Here is a 16,389-nt window from a genome sequence, read left to right as displayed (position 1 = left end):
CCGGCTAGCTTCGCGTGACCCGCAGCAGTTTGTCGTCGGTTCCGTTCGAAGTCGTCAGGTAGAGGGCGCCGTCCGGGCCCTGGCGTGCGGCGCGCAACCGGCCGTAGTCGTCGTCGAACTCGGGCGGAACGGACACCGACTGCACTTTGCCCGCGTCGTCCAGTTTGAACAGCAGGAGTTTCGCGCCCTTCAGCGCGGTCACCACCAGCGAGCCGTTCAGGTCACGCCACTGCGGGCCGTCGAGGAACGCCGCCGCGCAGACCGCCTCGGTGCGGTCGCCGGACTCCCACAGTGCCGGGATCGCGTCGGGGAAGCGTTTCAAGTCCGTCATCGGGACGTCCTCGTCATAGCTGGTGACGCGGCCGCCCTGCGACGGGTCCCAGCCGTAGTTCTTGCCCGCCAGTTCGATGTTGACCTCGTCGTTCTTGTCCGGGCCGTGTTCGGCCGTGATCACCTGGCCGTTGCCCGGGCGGATCGCCACGCCCTGCACGTTGCGGTGGCCGTAGGTGTAGACCCGCTGCTCGTTGCCGTTCTTCGAGTTCGCGAACGGGTTGCCGGGCGCCGGGCCGCCGGTCTTCACGTCCAGCCGGAGGACCTTGCCGCCGAGGTTCGTGCGGTCCTGCGACGGCGCGGGACGGGCCGTGTCACCGGTGCCCACCAGCAGTGCGCCGTCCGGGGCGATGGTCGGACGGCACCCGGAGTGCCTGCCGCCCTGCGCGACCGGGAAACCCGACAGCATGACGTTCACCCGCTGCGCGCTCGTGCCGTCGGGAGCCAGGCGCCAGCGCACCAGCCGGATGTCCCTGGCGACGCCGTTCTCCCGGTACGTCTGGCACGTGATGAACTCGCGGCTCGTGGCGAAGTCCGGGGCGGGCACCATGCCCATCAGGCCGCCTTCACCGGCGACGAGCACGTCGTCGAAATCGGCCTGGACCTGCGTGACTGTCGCACCCTGCTTGGTCGACGACAGCAACGCGAGCTTGCCGGGCCGCTGGCTGACCAGTGCTTTGCCGTCGGGCAGGAACGCGATGTCCCAGCCGTGCTCCAGGCCGCCCGCGACCGTTTCGATCTTCAGACCGGGCGCCTTGGACTCCTGCGGCGTGCTCGGCTGCTGATCGGTGGCGCCGGTCGGCGGGGGTACTCGGCCCGCGGAGGACTCGCTGCACGCGGACAGGGTGGCGGCGATTGTGACGAGGAGCACAGCTGTTCGTCGCATGAGGACAAGCATGCGCTCCGCAATGTCCGGTTCGTGTGTGGTTACGCACGTGTCGCATGTGTCGGGGCGTGTCACGCTGGGGGCGTGCATCTCAGGATGGAGACGGCCGGGGCCGTCGCGACGCTGACGATCGACCGGCCGGACAAGCGCAACGCGCTGAACCTGGACATGTGGGCGGCGATCCCCGGACTGCTCGGGTCGCTGGGCCCGGACATCAGGGTCCTGCTGATCCAGGGCGGCGAGCACTTCTCGGCGGGCGCGGACATCGCGGAGTTCGAGTCGCTGCGCTCCGGCGCGGACGGCGCGGCCCGATACGGCGAGATCGTGCACGCGGCCGAGCGCGCGATCACGGAGTTCCCGCAGCCGACGATCGCGGTGGTCAACGGGTTCTGCATCGGCGGCGGCTGTGAGATCGCACTGGCCTGCGACATGCGGATCGCGGCGGACAACGCGCGCTTCGGGATCACCCCGGCGAAGCTCGGCATCGTCTACAGCTTCACGTCGACGAAGCAGCTGGTCGACGCGGTGGGCAAGGCGTGGGCGAAGCAGATCCTGTTCACCAGCGAGATCATCGACGCGGCGACGGCACTGCGGATCGGCCTGGTCAACGAGCTGCACCCGGTCGGCGACCTGGAAGCACGGGCGAAGGAGCTGGCGGACACGATCGCCGGTCGCGCCCAGGTGACGGTCCGGGGCTCGAAGAAGATCATCAACCGGATCGCCGACGGGGAACACGAGGACGACAGCGTCCGCGCCTTGTACGACGAGGCCGTGCACAGCGCCGACTACGCGGAAGGTGTGCGGGCTTTCCTGGAGAAGCGCGCCCCGAAGTTCTAGCGAGAGTTCCAGCGAGGCAGGTCGAAGACGCCGAGTTTCTGGCCCTGGGTGTGGGAGTCCCATTCGGCGTGGGTGAAGGTGAGGGTGCCCGCGTCGGGGTGGTGGGAGTTGCGGACGAGGACAGCGGTGTCGGTCAGCATGACCTCGACGCAGTTGCTCCCGCCGCCGGAGAACTTGGTCCAGGTGTTGGGTTCCAGCGCCATGTTCGCCTCACTTCACCGACGAGTTGCGAGTTCATCGATCATATCGAGGCTGGTCAACGGATCCAGGGCCGTAAGTCGCACGTCGTCGAACCGGCGGGCCGCCTCGGCGATCAGTGAGTCGTGTTCGAGGAAGTGCTCGTTGACACTGGTGTCGACGCTGGCCAGGGTCGCCAGGTTGGCGATCTCGTAGATGGTGAGAGTGGCGCCGAGAAGTTGATGTTCGCGGGCGTTCAGCGGCAGGACTTGGACTGTGATGTTGGGCTGTTGCCTGCAGAGATCGCGAACGTGCGTCAGTTGCTCGCGCATCACCGCGTAGCCGCCGATGTTCTTGTGCAGCGCTGCTTCGCCGACCACGGCCCGGAGTTCGAGTGCTTCTTCGGGGCGGGTCAGGACTTCGCTCAAGGTCAGCCGGAAGTTGAGCCGCACACCGAGCTTGTCGGTGGTGTGGCCCCAGCGCGCCATGATCGCTTGGGCGTAGCTCCTGGACTGCAAGATGCCGGGGAAGATCTCGGGGCTGTAGTACTGGATCGCTGTCGCCGCCGCGATCACGTCGGCACAGCGGCGCTGGTGCGGTTGGATCGCGGCGCCCCTTGGCACACGTGCCACCGATCGGTGTGCCTCGCGGTTGACTGCGATCAAGTCGGCGGCCTGGTCTTCGGGAACGTCATAGAGTTCGAGCAGCCGGGCCAGTCTGGCGTGGGCGATCTTGGTTCGGCCCTGTTCCATGTTGCTGAGCGTCGTCGAGGTGATGCCGAGTTTTCCGGCGGGCACCTCTCGATCGAAGCCCGCTTCCAGGCGCATTCGTTTGAGCGTGGTGCCGACTTGGATGCGTTCGGCGGTTCGACGCTGACCGGAAGGCATCGAGGTTCACCCTTTCGAGGCTCGGCTGAAATGAGACTCGCACCCTATGCTGATCGCTCAAGGTCGCTTACAGCCGAGCGTAGCAAGTCTCGGTCCTCATCGGATGGGAGTGGTTCGGCGTGTCCTACAACGGGGTCCAGGTCAGCGCCTGGTTCAAGATCGAGAACCGGTGCCACATCGAATACAACGTCTGCGCCAACGAAGTGGAGTTCACCCTCGGCGGCCGGACCGACGGATTCGACTTCGTGGCCACGGAAGACGGCCTGGAGCAGCTGATCACCGTCGGCACCGAGGCACTCCGGGACCTGCGGGCGACCGGCTCAGACGAGGGTGATCCGGTCGGGTGAGGGCAGTTCCGTCGGCGGCTCGTCGGTGTGCCAGGCGTATTCCAACGCCGCGAGGACACCCTTGTCGACCCAGACGAGCAGTTCACCGATGTCTTCGACGTACGCGTAGCCGGGCAGTACGCCCGATATGCCTTCGGCCGGGGTCGCGTTCGGCACCTCGATGTCCACACTGAGTGAGCCCTCCGACCACGCCGAGGTCACCTCGGCGTGGTCGAGCTGGGCGAGCAGCCCGGGGTGTGCGGCCAGGATTCGGCGCAGCACCGCGCGTTCCGCGTCGTTGAGCGGTCGTCGGGTCACGCCCGAACCGTAGCGGTCGCCCTGCGCTGTCGGACCTTCGACGTAAGCTTGTCGGGTCCGACTCTTCGGCAAGGGGAAGCTTCCGTGTCTCACGCTCCGCTGACTGGTCTGCTGGCCGGTCTGTCCGCCGATCCCGCGGTCAGGGCTGTCGCCGAGGCCGCAGGCGCACCCGGTTACGAACTCGAAGGCCCGCCCGCGGTGCGACCGGTGGTCGCCGCGACGCTCGCCGCCCACTCGATGGTCCTCGCCGTCACCGCGACCGGCCGTGAGGCCGACGACCTGACGGCCGCGTTGCGTGACTTGCTGGGTAAGGAGGCGGTCGCGGAGTTCCCCTCGTGGGAGACGTTGCCGCATGAGCGCTTGTCACCGCGCGCCGACACGGTCGCCCAACGCCTGTCCGTGCTGCACAAACTGGCGCACCCGAACGGTCAGCCCATCAAGGTCATCGTCTCGACCGTGCGCAGCCTGATCCAGCCGATGGCGCCCGGTCTCGGCGAGCTCGCCCCCGTGTACCTCAAGACGGGCGAGGAGCACGACTTCGACGAGCTGATCGAGCGCCTTGTCGTGCTCGCGTACACCCGCGTCGACATGGTCGAGAAGCGCGGCGAGTTCGCCGTGCGCGGCGGCATCCTCGACCTCTTCCCGCCGACCGCGGAGCACCCGTACCGCGTCGAGTTCTGGGGCGACGAGGTCAGCGAGATCCGGCCGTTCTCCGTGGCCGACCAGCGCTCGCTGCCGACGAAGGTCACCGAGGTCACCGCGCCGCCGTGCCGTGAGCTCCTGCTGACCGAGTCGGTCAAGCGCCGCGCGGCGGACCTGGCGACCGACCACGCTGCCGACGCGCACCTGGCCGAGATGCTGACCAAGCTCTCCGGGGGCATCCCCGTCGAGGGCATGGAGGCGTTGATCCCCGTGCTCTGCGACGGCGAGCTGGAACTGCTCACCGACGTCCTGCCGGACGGCTCGCACGTCCTGGTCATCGACCCGGAGAAGATCCGCACCCGCGCCCACGACCTGGTCCGCACCGGTCAGGAGTTCCTCGAGGCATCGTGGATGGCCGCCGCGGGCGGCGGCAAGGCACCGATCGACCTCGGCGCGTCGGCGTACCGCGAACTGGGCGAGATCGTCACCCACGCCCGCGAAACCGGCCGCAAGTGGTGGACGCTCAGTCAGCTCACCGGCGCCGACGACGTGCTTTCCCTTGGCATCAAACAGGTCGACTCGTACCGCGGCGACATCGAGCGCGCCTTCACGGACCTGCGTGCGCACACGGCAGCCGGAGGAGCGGCGGTTCTCGTCGTGCCCGGCAGCGGAACGGCCCAGCGTGCCGTCGAGCAGCTGGGCGAGGCCGAGGTCCCCGCCAGGTTCGCCGCGGACGGGCTGACCGAGGCGCCCCAGCGTGGCGTCGTCACGGTTGTCCGCGGCGCGCTCGAAGACGGGTTCATGGCGCCGGACTCCGCGCTGGTCGTGCTCACCGAGACGGACCTGACCGGCGGGCGGCACGGCACGTCCACAAAGGACATGTCGGCCAAGATGCCGTCCCGCCGCCGCAACGCCGTCGACCCGCTGGCCCTCAGGACCGGCGACTACGTCGTGCACGAACAGCACGGCATCGGCAAGTACATCGAGATGGTCCAGCGCACCGTCGCGGGGGCCACGCGTGAGTACCTCGTGCTGGAGTACGCGTCGTCCAAGCGCGGCCAGCCCGGTGACCGCCTGTTCGTGCCGACCGACCAGCTCGACGAGGTCTCCCGCTACGTCGGCGGCGAGCTGCCGACGTTGAACAAGCTCGGCGGTTCGGACTGGAAGAACACGAAAGCCAAGGCGCGCAAGGCCGTCAAGCAGATCGCGGCCGAGCTCGTGCAGCTCTACGCGGCCCGCCAGTCCGCGCCGGGGCACGCGTTCGGGCCGGACACGCCGTGGCAGCGCGAACTGGAGGACGCGTTCCCGTTCACTGAGACCGTCGACCAGATGGCCGCGATCGACGAGGTCAAGGCCGACATGCAGCGCGGCGTCCCGATGGACCGCGTGATCTGCGGCGACGTCGGCTACGGCAAGACCGAGATCGCCGTGCGCGCGGCGTTCAAGGCGGTGCAGGACGGCAAGCAGGTCGTCGTGCTCGTGCCCACCACGCTGCTGGCCCAGCAGCACCTCAACACGTTCGCCGAGCGGATGCGGTCCTTCCCGGTGACCATCAAGGGCCTGTCCCGGTTCACCGACCCCGGCGAGTCCGAGCAGACCATCGCGGCCCTCGCGGACGGCGAGGTCGACATCGTGATCGGCACGCACCGCCTGCTGCAGACCGGCATCCGCTACAAGGACCTCGGCCTGGTGATCGTCGACGAGGAGCAGCGCTTCGGCGTCGAGCACAAGGAACACATCAAGGCCCTGCGCACGCACGTGGACGTGCTGACCATGTCCGCCACGCCGATCCCGCGCACCCTGGAGATGTCGCTGGCGGGCATCCGCGAGATGTCCACGATCCTGACCCCGCCGGAGGACCGGCACCCGATCCTGACCTATGTCGGCGGCTACGACGAGAAGCAGGTCGGCGCGGCGATCCGGCGTGAGCTGCTGCGTGACGGCCAGGTGTTCTTCGTGCACAACCGGGTCTCGTCGATCGAACGCGCGGCCAAGCGGATCCGGGAACTCGTGCCCGAGGCCCGCGTGGTCACCGCGCACGGCCAGATGAACGAGGACCGCCTGGAGAAGATCATCCAGGGCTTCTGGGAACGCGAACACGACGTGCTCGTGTCCACCACGATCGTCGAGACGGGCCTGGACATCTCCAACGCCAACACCCTGATCGTCGAACGCGGCGACCTGCTCGGCCTCGCCCAGCTGCACCAGCTGCGCGGCCGCGTCGGCCGTGGCCGCGAACGCGGGTACGCGTACTTCCTGTACCCGCCGGAGGCGCCGCTCACCGAGACCGCACACGACCGGCTGGCCACGATCGCCCAGAACACCGAGCTCGGCGCCGGGATGGCCGTGGCCATGAAGGACCTGGAGATCCGCGGTGCGGGCAACATCCTCGGCGCCGAGCAGTCCGGGCACATCGCGGGCGTCGGCTTCGACCTCTATGTCCGGCTCGTCGGCGAGGCCGTCGAAGCGTTCCGCAGGCACGCGGGCGCGGACGGGCCGGAAGGCGAGGAAGAGCTCGCCGAGGTCCGCGTGGACCTGCCGGTCGACGCGCACATCCCGCACGACTACGTGCCGGGCGAGCGGCTGCGGCTGGAGGCGTACCGCAAGATCGCCGCGGCCCGCGACGCCGACGACCTCGCCGGGGTGCTGGAGGAGCTCAAGGACCGCTACGGCGCGCCGCCGCTGCCGGTCGAGCGGCTCTTCGCCGTGGCGACGTTCCGCCAGGCCTGCCGTGTCCACGGCGTCACCGAGGTCATCACGCAGGGCGCCATGATCAGGTTCGCCCCGCTCGACCTGCGCGACTCCCAGATCGTGCGGCTCAAGCGGCTGCACCCGAAGGCCAACTACAAGGCGGTCACCAACACCGTCGTGGTGCCCCGCCCCACCGAGGGACCGGCCGGTGGCCGGATCGGCGCGCCGCAGCTGCGTGACCAGGAGCTGCTCAAGTGGTGCACCGACTTCCTGCAGAGCCTGGTGATCGCCCCGGCCCCAGTCGGGTGAACGATCCGGCTGTGAGAGGCTAATCACCGTGACGACTGCCATGCGCCGCTCAATCGGGATGCTCGCCGCGACCACCCTGCTCGTGGCCGGGTGCAGTGCCGGGCAGGGAGACCCCAAGGTCGCCCTGACCGTTGGTGACGTGACCGTGTCGACCGTCGAACAGGTCCAGCAGAAGCTCAACGACCTGCTGGCCACCAACAAGGCCGCGCAGGACCAGGCCCGCCAGCGCAAGCTGGACGTGGTCTCGCGTGGCATCGTCACGCAGCAGGCGCTCAACCAGCTGACCGCCGACGCGGTGAAGAAGTCGGGCATCACCATCGACGAACAGCTCGTCGAGCAGTCGGTCCCGTCGTTGACCGGTCCGCAGGCCACCCAGGGTGACCCGTTCCAGTCGATCGTGGACGCCGCCTTCCCGGCCAAGGACATCACCCGCACCCGGCTGGCGCTGATCGAGCTCGGTGGCCGTGCGGTCGGCCGCTCCGCCGTCACGTTCGACGCCGCGTTCCCGCAGAAGCTCGAGGACGCGCAGGCGCTGGCCAAGAAGGTCGCGGAGAACCCGGCCAAGTCGGCCGAGCTGATGCAGGCCGTGCCGAACCCGGCGCAGGAGGCGATCATCGGCCAGACCCAGGACCCGGCGAAAGCCCGCGACCCGCAGTCGCTGATGCAGGCGGCGTCGTCCCCGCTGTTCAACCTGCCGACCGGCACGGTCACCGCGACCAGGCTGGGCGGCGAGACCGGCGGCTACGTCGTCTTCTACCTCAAGAGCAAGCAGCCCGCGCAGCCGCCGCAGGGCTTCGACCCCACCTCGGTCGACCCGCTCCAGCTGGCCCAGGTCGGCCAGGCCCAGCTCGTGTCCCTGGCTCAGCAGACCGGCATCCACCCGAACCCCCGGTACGGCTCGTGGGACCCGGTGACGCTGAAGGTCGTCTCCGGTGAGGAAGCGGCCGCGGCCAGCACCGTCCTGCAGGTCAAGACCCCGAAGCCGTGACCCCCGGCGAGAAGCTGCTCGAAGCGGTGGTGGTCATGGACCGCCTCCGCTCACCGGGCGGGTGCCCGTGGGACGCCGAGCAGACCCACGAGTCGCTGCGGCAGTACCTGATCGAGGAGTGCTTCGAGCTGATCGAGGCCATCGAGGACGGCGACCGCGCCGCGCTGCGTGAGGAACTCGGCGACGTGCTGCTGCAGGTGCTGTTCCACGCCAGGGTGGCGCAGGAAGACCCGGACGACCCGTTCACCATCGACGACGTGGCCGCGACCCTGTCGGCGAAGCTGATCGGGCGGCACCCGCACGTCTTCGCGACGGACCCGGAAGTCCGCGACTCCGCGACGCAGGAGAAGCGCTGGGAGGAGCTCAAGCAGGTCGAGAAGAAGCGGGAATCCAGCATCGACGGCGTCGCGCTCGGCGCACCCGCGCTGGCACTGGCCGCGAAGCTCGCCCAGCGCACCGCTCGCGCCGGTTTCCCCGTCGACCTGCTGCCCTCCGGGGACAGCCCGGCCGAGCAGCTTTTCACGACGGCCGCCCGCGCCAAGATCTCGGGCGAGGAGCCGGAAGGCGATGTCCGCTCGGTCGCCCGGAAGTTCGCCGAGGACGTCCGGACCGCCGAACGCGCCGCCAAGGACGCGGGCCTGGACCCGTCGGCGTTGTCCGAGCAGGATTGGCGCCGGTTCTGGCCCAGGTAAGTTGGGACTGGTGAGCAACGCGTATCTCCGGTTTCCCCACCTGCACGGCGATCTGGTCACGTTCGTGGCCGAGGACGACGTCTGGCTCGCGCCGATGGACGGTGGCCGGGCGTGGCGGGTGTCCGCCGACCAGGTTCCGGTCACCCGGCCGAGGATCTCGCCGGACGGGCAGCACGTCGTCTGGACGAGCACCCGTGACGTCGAGCCGGAGGCGTACGTGGCACCGGTCGACGGCGGGGAAAGCCGCAGGCTGACCTACTGGGGATCGGTCAAGACCACCGCACTCGGCTGGAACTCGTCCGGTGAGGTGCTCGCGATCAGCTCCGCCGGTCAGGCGCAGTTCCGCCGGACGTGGGCGTACGCCGTCCCGCTCGACGGTCAGCCCCGGCAGTTGCCGTGGGGGCCGCTCGGCGACATCACCTACCGCGAGGACGGCGCGGTGCTGGTGCAGACGCGGGAATCGGTGGAGCCCGCGTGGTGGAAGCGGTACCGCGGCGGCACAGTCGGCCGGTTCTGGGTGGACACCGCCGGATCCGGCGAGTTCACCCGCATCCTGCCCGAACTGGACTCCAGCCTGGTGTCGCCGATGTGGGTCGGCGACCGGATCGCGTTCCTGTCCGACCACGAGGGCATCGGCAGCGTCTACTCGTGCCTGCCCGACGGCACGGACCTGCGGCGCCACACCGAACACGAGTTCTACGCCCGCAACGCGTCCACGGACGGCACACGCGTGGTGTACCACTCGGCGGGCGACATCTGGGTCCTGGACAGCCTTGAGGCGTCGCCGCGTCAACTGCCGATCAGGCTCGGCGGGTCGCGGGTTTCGCGTCAGCAGTACCCGATCTCGGCCCGGTACGCGCTGAACGAGGCCACACCCGACCACACCGGTCGCGCCAGCGTCGTCGAGGTTCGCGGGACCGTGCACTGGTTGACCCACCAGGACGGTCCCGCGCGTGTGCTGTCCGCGCAACCCGGTGTGCGGGCCCGGCTTCCCCAGGTTCTCGGGGCTACCGGGCACGTCGTGTGGGTGACCGATGTCGACGGCGACGAGGCGCTGGAGATCGTGCCGGTCGACGGGCCGGCTTCGGTGCAGGCCGCGCCGCGGCGGATCGGCGCGGGGCAGATCGGGCGTGTCCACGAGCTCGTCGCGGCGCCGGACGGGCGGCGCGTCGGCATCGCCACCAACGACGGCAAGGTCCTGCTCGCCGAGGTGGAAACCGGCGAGACCAGGACCGTGACCCACGTGCGCGACGGAGATCCGACCGGACTGCAGTTCTCGCCCGACTCTGGCTGGCTGGCCTGGTCGCACCCCGGCCCGCCGCCGCTGCGCCAGATCAGGATGGCCGACACCACTAGTTTGTCCATTGTGGACGTGACGCCGCTTCGGTTCGACGACCACGAACCGGTGTTCACCTTGGACGGCAAGTACTTGGCGTTCCTGTCCGCGCGGAGCTTCGACCCGCACTACGACTCCCACGTGTTCGACATGTACTTCGCGGGCGGCTCCCGGCCGTACCTCGTCCCGCTGTCGGCCACCACGCCGTCGCCGTTCGCACCCCAGGTCCAGGGGCGCCCGGTGACCGAGCCCGACGACGAGAAAGAATCCGACGACGCCGAGACACCGCGCGTTTCCGTTGACGTGGAAGGCATCGCGGACCGGCTGGTCGCCTTCCCGGTGGAGTCGGCGCGGTACTGGTCGCTGTACCCGGCCAAGGACAGCGTGCTGTGGATGACCCGTCCGCTGACCGGCGAACTCGGCCACGACATGGCGTCGACCGACGACAGCCCACCCCGGCCGTCGCTCGAGCGCTTCGACTTCGCCAAGCGCCGCGCGGAATCCCTCGTCGACGCGCTCGACGAGTTCAGGGTGAGCGGCGACGGCAAGCGAATCGTGGTGCAGGACGGGCGATCCCTACGCGTGCTGCCGTCGGACCACAAGGTGGACGACGACAGCACCGACAACGTGGACGTCGACCTGTCCAGGATCCGGGTGACCGTGGACCCGCCCGCGGAGTGGCGCCAGTCCTACGACGAAGCCGGACGGCTGATGCGCGACCACTTCTGGCGCAGCGACATGGGCGGGCTCGACTGGGCGGGGCAGTTGGACCGCTACCGATTCCTGGTGCCCCGCTTGGGATCCTACGACGACCTCTGCGACCTGCTGTGGGAAGTGCAGGGCGAGCTGGGGACGTCACACGCGTACGTCTTCGAGAACCGGGATTCGCCGGATGCTCGTGTTCGGGTCGGGCTGCTGGGGGCTGATCTGTCGCCGGATTCGGCGGGTGTCTGGCGTATCGATCGGATCCTGCCCGCGGAGACCTCGGATCCCGAAGCTCGCTCGCCGCTGCGTGCGCCCGGCGTCGCCGCTCGCGTCGGTGACGCGATTCTTGCTGTGGACGGCCGTGTTGTGGAGGCTGCGGGTCCTGCGCCCTTGCTCGCTGGTTCGGCTGGTAAGCCTGTCGAACTGACTCTTGGCCCGGCGGCCGGTGGTGCGCCGCGCCGTGTCGTCGTTGTTCCTCTGTTGGACGACACGCCTTTGCGGTACCACGCCTGGGTCGCGGATCGGCGTGAGCGTGTGCATTCGTTGTCCTCGGGCAAGGTCGGGTATTTGCACGTTCCCGACATGTTGTCCGCCGGGTGGGCTCAGCTGCACCGGGACTTGCGGTTGGAGATGCGCAGGGACGCGCTTGTCGTTGACATCAGGGAGAACCGCGGTGGACATCTTTCCCAGCTGGTGATCGAGAAGCTGGCTCGGCGGGTGATCGGGTGGCAGGTGGCCCGGGATGGCACTCGTCCAGAGACCTATCCGCAGGACGCTCCGCGTGGTCCCATCGTTGCGATCGCCGATGAGCAGGCCGGTTCCGACGGGGACATCGTCAATGCCGCCATCAAGGCTCTCGGGTTGGGCCCTGTTGTCGGTATGCGGACCTGGGGCGGGACCATCGGGATCGACATGCGCTACCACTTGATCGACGGGACTCTGGTGACCCAGCCTTGCTATGGGACTTGGCTGGAGGGGTCCGGGTGGGGCGTTGAGAACCACGGTGTGGATCCGGATGTCGAGGTTCCTACTACGCCTATGGATTATGCCGCTGGGCGGGATCCTCAATTGGACACTGCCGTTCGGTTGGCTGTGGAGGCTTTGGAGAGTCGTCCGGCTGTTACTCCTCCTGGTTTGCCTGAGTTGCCTTAGAGGACGTCTCACGCGGTTGATCATGATCTGTCTTGTGGTTGACGATCTGCCGACGAGGTTGGTGCCGGGTTATGCCGGTGGGGCGACCTGGGCGCTGGGCTGGTTCGCGCGTCGCAGGGACTCGGCGATGAAGCCGTTTGCTTTCAACTCTTCCACCACGCCGTGCAGGTACTCGATGGTCTCCGGCTGCCGGGTCTTCGTTGTTCCCACGGCTTGCTGGATGTGCATGAAGGCTTCGTCGATGAGGCGCAGGTCTGGGTTCGCTGCCACGAACTCCGTCATCGGCTGGCGGATTCCGGCCGCGACGTCCATGTCGGCCGGGTGGAACACCGCCGTTCCCTCCTCCCCGCGAACCACTGTCGCGTGCTGCAGTGTGCGGGTCAGGTACAGGTCGTAGGCCGAGCCCCGCTGCACGCCGATCCGGACGCCCTCGCCGTCCACATCTGCCACGGTCTTCAACGGCGATGAGGTGGGCACTGCGAACACGCCCTCGATCAACGCGTAGGGCGCGGTGAACGCCACCTCTTTCGCACGGGCCGGTTCGATGGCCAGGAAGCAGATGTCCGCCTCGCCTGCCGTCATCGCCTCGAACGACTTTCGTGCCGCGTCGAAGCACACGAACTGCACCGGCACGTCCAGGCGCCTGCCCAGTTCGGTCGCTATGTCCACCGTCACGCCTGTGGGCTCCGATGGCGTTCCCTGGGCCAGGATGGGGTTGCCCAGGTTTATCGATGCGCGCAGTGTGCCCGTTCGTGCCAGGTCGTCGGCGATGGTCATGGGGGCCATTATCACCTGATCAGCGTTGGACGAACTCGGCCAGCACCCGCAACCCAACCCATGGGCGAAGCGTCTGACAGTGTGTGGAGCAACTGGTCACTAGAGTTAGGTAAGGCTCGCCTGCGCTGTCCAGTCCAATGTCGGGTTGGTCGGAAAGGTCTGATTCTGCGGGCGAGTAGTCGCATTGCGTACTGTGGGGTTCGATGACTTCTTCGCTGCCGATCGCACCACCCTCACCTGAGCGACCTCGGCCCAAGCGTCGCGGCCTGCCGAAGCTGCTGGTGATCGGACTGATCATCGGCGTCGTCGTGGCCGCCTACCTCGTGCTGCGGGACCACGACGAGCCCAGGAAGAAGGCCAGGCAGCCGCAGTTCCCCGTGCCCGCGCTCACCCCGGCCGCACGCACCACCCTGCCGTTCCAGGCATCGCCGGTCGACATGGCGGCCGTGCCGGACATGAGCCGCCGGATGCAGATCCCCGAGCGGGCGCTGATCGCGTACGCCAAGGCCGAGCAGCGCCAGCGCGAGACCAACGCGAACTGCGGCATCTCATGGACCATGCTCGCCGGGATCGGCCGCAAGGAGTCGTTCCACGGCCGGATCAACAGCACCACCCTCAACCCGGACGGCACGCTGTCCAAGCCCATCATCGGCGTGCCGCTGGACGGCTCACCCGGTTTCAAGGCGATCAAGGACACCGACAAGGGCGTGTGGGACGGGGACACGACGTGGGACCGCGCGCTCGGGCCCATGCAGTTCCTGCCCACGACCTGGAAGCGGTGGGGCGTGCGGTTCAGCGGCGACGGCAAACCCGCGGACCCGCAGAACCTCGACGACTCGGCCGCGACGGCGGCGAGGTACCTCTGTGAGTCCGGCGGGAACAAGCTCACCACTCCGGCCGGGTGGTGGCAGGCTGTCCTGACGTACAACGAGTCGGTCGCCTACGGCCGGGACGTGTTCAGCGGCCAGGAGGCGTACGCCAAAGCTGTCCAGCCCGGGTGACCGGGACGGCTGAACTTCGCCAGGTGTCGGCTGTTCGGTGACGGTACCGGCAACCCGTTCGGTGCAACGGGTGCCGCTGGTCATCTCCAGTTAAGCCACTGGGCGTGTGGCGTTCACGGCCCCACGCCGTGGTGTCCACCCATGGGATGAATTGTCTGCCCCGACCGCGGAAAGGTCACCATTCCGCGGTCGGGGAGGGGACATGGCGAGATTCCAGTGTTTCAGATCCGATTCGAGCGGTGTCAGATGGCGACTGCTCGGTGGCAACAACCGCGTGCTCGGGGTGTCGGTGCGGGGGCACATCGACCAGACGGCCGCGCTCCGCGAACTGGACCTGCTTCGAGAAGAGACGGGCACGACACGGCTCGACTTCGAGCGGTCGGCGACCGGGCAGTGGTGGTGGCACCTGGCCGTCTCGGACACGCCGGTCGCCAGGTCGGCCCAGGGCTTCGCGCGCAAGATCGACGCCGATCTGGCCGCCAAGAGGTTCATGCGCCGGATAGGTGAGGCGACGCTCGACGCGTCGGTGATGGTGTTCCAACCGGGGCACCGCGGCCGCGCGACCAATTCCGTTAATTGACAACCAGATGAACGCGCCGCCTGCCGGTCACGGCTGGCCGGGGAACACCCGTCTGAGTGGGTTTCCCCTCAGCCACAACGAGTCTGAAGATTCTCCCGTTCTCACACGAAACGGAGGGGTCATGAGGATTCGAATCGTGTCCGGCATGGTTGGCGGACTGCTCGCGCTCGGCCTCGGCATCGGTGCCACACCGGCGCTGGCCGCCGACACCGGCGTGGTGGAACTCGCGCGGGAAGCGAGAACCCACACGTCGCAGACCGTGGTCACCGTGGACTCGGGCGCGGCGGTGGCTTTCGAGTTCTTCACCATCAAGCTCGAGGCGTTACGGCCGGCCAGCGCCACCGGGCTGGCGTACGCGTTCCCGGCATGCGTGCGTCACAACGGCACCGCGGAACTGGCCGGTGGCCTGAAGTTCACCACCGGCAACAAGTACGTCAAGGTGAACTCCATCGTCATCGACCCCAGGAACAACGTCGTCAAGGCGTCGGTCGCCGGTCGCCGGATCGACGTCTTCTCGCTCAACGGCCAGAACCTCGTGCTGACCGCCGCGGGCGCGAACGCGCTGAACAAGGGTCTCGGCTTCGACGGGCTCTTCGCCGAGGGCTTCGTTTTCGGCGAGTTCGTCACCAACAAGTAGCCGTGTGGCCGCAGCGGCACGTTGGGTGTGCGTTCACCTGACGTGCCGCCGCTGGACACAACCACAAGCTTCGCTGTCACGGCAAGGAATTCTGCGATCCTGGAGGACAACCGACTGATGACCACGCAAGTCGACCGGCCACGCCCGGTGCGGCCATCAGTGCCCGTGTCCGACCGGGTGTTCAGGGGTACGGTGCGCGCGGCGGGCATCGCCGTGCTCGTGATCATGGGCGCCATCGGCCTTTTCCTCGCCTACCAGGCAGTTCCTACGTTGCGGCAGTTCGGCTGGGGGTTCTTCACCGAACCGTCGTTCATCCCGAACCAGGAAAAACTCGGTATCGCCGCGGTCGGCTTGTTCACGCTCCAGGTCGCCGGAGTGGCGATCGTGCTGGCGTTCCCGCTGGCACTGGCGACGGCCCTGTACATCTCGGAGTACGCGCCCGCTCGGCTCAGGCGGACGCTGATCGCGATCCTCGACCTGATGGCCGCGATTCCCAGCGTGGTCTACGGCCTGTTCGGGTTCGTGTTCCTGACACCGCACATGATCTACCTGTCCCGGTGGTTGTCGAAGTACTTGGGATTTCTGCCGTTCTTCGACGTGCGCACCGACGTGAACGCGGCGTCGTGGGAACAGTCGCTGTACACCTCGTCGCCGTTCATCGCAGGCGTCGTCGTGGCGATGATGGTGCTGCCCTTCGCCGCGTCGATCATGCGGGAGGTGTTCTCGCAGGCACCCCTGGGGGAACGGGAAGGCGCGCTGGCACTGGGATCCACCCGCTGGGGCGTGATCCGTTCGGTGGTGCTGCCGTTCGGCAAGGGCGGGGTGATCGGCGGCACCATGCTCGCGTTGGGGCGCGCGCTCGGCGAAACCATCGCCGTGGTGATGATCCTGGCGCCGGTGTTCGACATCCGGTTGCGCATCCTCGAGAACGGTGGCGTGACGATCTCGTCGTTGATCGCACTGCGATTCGGTGAGGCGACCCAGTCCCAACTGTCCTCGCTGATGGCCGCGGGACTCGTGTTGTTCCTGTTCACGCTGGTGGTCAACACGGTGGCGTCGACGATCGTGGCCCGCACCCGCAGCGGGTCGGCCACCGAGATCTGAGGGGGGAGAACGAC

At 68.2% G+C, this 16,389-nt stretch carries 15 protein-coding genes; 10 read left to right on the top strand and 5 right to left on the bottom strand.

The window, feature by feature from the left end; all coding sequences use genetic code 11:
• Positions 1-4: 4 nt before the first annotated feature.
• Positions 5-1,216 carry a PQQ-dependent sugar dehydrogenase gene (locus tag ALI144C_RS30390; RefSeq protein ID WP_076990976.1) on the bottom strand — a complete coding sequence of 404 codons (1,212 nt, stop codon included), beginning with the start codon at positions 1,214-1,216 and terminating at the stop codon, positions 5-7.
• A gap of 84 nt (positions 1,217-1,300) precedes the next feature.
• Here ALI144C_RS30390 and ALI144C_RS30385 point away from each other — a divergent pair, with 84 nt between their 5' ends.
• Positions 1,301-2,053 carry an enoyl-CoA hydratase/isomerase family protein gene (locus tag ALI144C_RS30385; RefSeq protein ID WP_237774388.1) on the top strand — a complete coding sequence of 251 codons (753 nt, stop codon included), beginning with the start codon at positions 1,301-1,303 and terminating at the stop codon, positions 2,051-2,053.
• Here ALI144C_RS30385 and ALI144C_RS30380 read toward each other — a convergent pair.
• Both ALI144C_RS30380 and ALI144C_RS30375 read right to left on the bottom strand, forming a co-directional pair.
• On the bottom strand, positions 2,050-2,256 hold the full coding sequence (locus tag ALI144C_RS30380) for a DUF397 domain-containing protein (protein WP_076990624.1): 207 nt from the start codon (positions 2,254-2,256) through the stop codon (positions 2,050-2,052). The two genes, ALI144C_RS30385 and ALI144C_RS30380, sit on opposite strands and share 4 nt — an antisense overlap.
• Positions 2,257-2,268: 12 nt before the next feature.
• Complete coding sequence (locus ALI144C_RS30375; protein ID WP_076990623.1) at positions 2,269-3,117, bottom strand: helix-turn-helix domain-containing protein; 849 nt, start codon at positions 3,115-3,117, stop codon at positions 2,269-2,271.
• Positions 3,118-3,236: 119 nt separating this feature from the next.
• Here ALI144C_RS30375 and ALI144C_RS30370 point away from each other — a divergent pair, with 119 nt between their 5' ends.
• Positions 3,237-3,464, top strand: coding sequence for a hypothetical protein (locus ALI144C_RS30370; protein WP_076990622.1), 228 nt, complete (start codon positions 3,237-3,239; stop codon positions 3,462-3,464).
• Here ALI144C_RS30370 and ALI144C_RS30365 read toward each other — a convergent pair.
• Positions 3,438-3,761 carry a hypothetical protein gene (locus ALI144C_RS30365; RefSeq protein ID WP_083753524.1) on the bottom strand — a complete coding sequence of 108 codons (324 nt, stop codon included), beginning with the start codon at positions 3,759-3,761 and terminating at the stop codon, positions 3,438-3,440. The genes ALI144C_RS30370 and ALI144C_RS30365 overlap by 27 nt on opposite strands.
• Positions 3,762-3,845: 84 nt before the next feature.
• On the opposite strand from ALI144C_RS30365, the gene mfd reads away from it, so the two are divergent.
• From mfd to ALI144C_RS30345, 4 genes are read left to right on the top strand one after another with little or no spacing between them, the layout of a single operon-like run.
• Positions 3,846-7,403: a transcription-repair coupling factor gene (mfd, locus tag ALI144C_RS30360; RefSeq protein WP_076990621.1), complete on the top strand. Its 3,558-nt coding sequence runs from the start codon at positions 3,846-3,848 to the stop codon at positions 7,401-7,403.
• 40 nt (positions 7,404-7,443) lie between these two features.
• Positions 7,444-8,391, top strand: coding sequence for a hypothetical protein (locus ALI144C_RS30355; RefSeq protein ID WP_143230965.1), 948 nt, complete (start codon positions 7,444-7,446; stop codon positions 8,389-8,391).
• Positions 8,388-9,083, top strand: coding sequence for a MazG family protein (locus ALI144C_RS30350; RefSeq protein ID WP_076990619.1), 696 nt, complete (start codon positions 8,388-8,390; stop codon positions 9,081-9,083). Before ALI144C_RS30355 ends, ALI144C_RS30350 begins: the two co-directional genes overlap by 4 nt.
• Before the next feature lie 10 nt (positions 9,084-9,093).
• Entirely contained in the window at positions 9,094-12,276 is a 3,183-nt protein-coding gene (locus ALI144C_RS30345) for a S41 family peptidase (protein WP_076990974.1), read from the top strand.
• Between the two features lie 69 nt (positions 12,277-12,345).
• On the opposite strand, the gene ALI144C_RS30340 is transcribed toward ALI144C_RS30345, so the two are convergent.
• Positions 12,346-13,053 carry a transporter substrate-binding domain-containing protein gene (locus tag ALI144C_RS30340; RefSeq protein ID WP_237774387.1) on the bottom strand — a complete coding sequence of 236 codons (708 nt, stop codon included), beginning with the start codon at positions 13,051-13,053 and terminating at the stop codon, positions 12,346-12,348.
• Between the two features lie 203 nt (positions 13,054-13,256).
• Here ALI144C_RS30340 and ALI144C_RS30335 point away from each other — a divergent pair, with 203 nt between their 5' ends.
• From ALI144C_RS30335 to pstC, 4 genes are all read left to right on the top strand, one after another.
• Positions 13,257-14,054 (top strand): lytic transglycosylase domain-containing protein, encoded by a 798-nt coding sequence (locus ALI144C_RS30335; RefSeq protein WP_083753523.1) that lies wholly within the window; start codon positions 13,257-13,259, stop codon positions 14,052-14,054.
• A gap of 202 nt (positions 14,055-14,256) precedes the next feature.
• Positions 14,257-14,634 carry a hypothetical protein gene (locus tag ALI144C_RS30330; RefSeq protein ID WP_076990617.1) on the top strand — a complete coding sequence of 126 codons (378 nt, stop codon included), beginning with the start codon at positions 14,257-14,259 and terminating at the stop codon, positions 14,632-14,634.
• A gap of 121 nt (positions 14,635-14,755) precedes the next feature.
• Entirely contained in the window at positions 14,756-15,271 is a 516-nt protein-coding gene (locus ALI144C_RS30325) for a hypothetical protein (protein WP_143230963.1), read from the top strand.
• 117 nt (positions 15,272-15,388) lie between these two features.
• Positions 15,389-16,375, top strand: a complete 987-nt coding sequence (pstC, locus tag ALI144C_RS30320; RefSeq protein WP_076990615.1) for a phosphate ABC transporter permease subunit PstC — start codon at positions 15,389-15,391, stop codon at positions 16,373-16,375.
• Positions 16,376-16,389 lie beyond the last annotated feature (14 nt).

The organism is Actinosynnema sp. ALI-1.44 (assembly GCF_001984155.1).
Taxonomy (GTDB): domain Bacteria; phylum Actinomycetota; class Actinomycetes; order Mycobacteriales; family Pseudonocardiaceae; genus Kibdelosporangium.
Note: the sequence above shows the minus strand (reverse complement) of the source record. Positions and strands in the feature narration are given on the sequence as shown.

Bases quoted from the DNA above. Each gene is read 5' to 3' on its own strand.
- ALI144C_RS30390 (WP_076990976.1), bottom strand. From the start codon at position 1,216: ATGCGACGAACAGCTGTGCTCCTCGTCACAATCGCCGCCACCCTGTCC.
- ALI144C_RS30380 (WP_076990624.1), bottom strand. From the start codon at position 2,256: ATGGCGCTGGAACCCAACACCTGGACCAAGTTCTCCGGCGGCGGGAGC.
- ALI144C_RS30375 (WP_076990623.1), bottom strand. From the start codon at position 3,117: ATGCCTTCCGGTCAGCGTCGAACCGCCGAACGCATCCAAGTCGGCACC.
- ALI144C_RS30355 (WP_143230965.1), top strand. From the start codon at position 7,444: ATGCGCCGCTCAATCGGGATGCTCGCCGCGACCACCCTGCTCGTGGCC.
- ALI144C_RS30340 (WP_237774387.1), bottom strand. From the start codon at position 13,053: ATGACCATCGCCGACGACCTGGCACGAACGGGCACACTGCGCGCATCG.
- ALI144C_RS30335 (WP_083753523.1), top strand. From the start codon at position 13,257: ATGACTTCTTCGCTGCCGATCGCACCACCCTCACCTGAGCGACCTCGG.
- ALI144C_RS30330 (WP_076990617.1), top strand. From the start codon at position 14,257: ATGGCGAGATTCCAGTGTTTCAGATCCGATTCGAGCGGTGTCAGATGG.
- ALI144C_RS30325 (WP_143230963.1), top strand. From the start codon at position 14,756: ATGAGGATTCGAATCGTGTCCGGCATGGTTGGCGGACTGCTCGCGCTC.
- pstC (WP_076990615.1), top strand. From the start codon at position 15,389: ATGACCACGCAAGTCGACCGGCCACGCCCGGTGCGGCCATCAGTGCCC.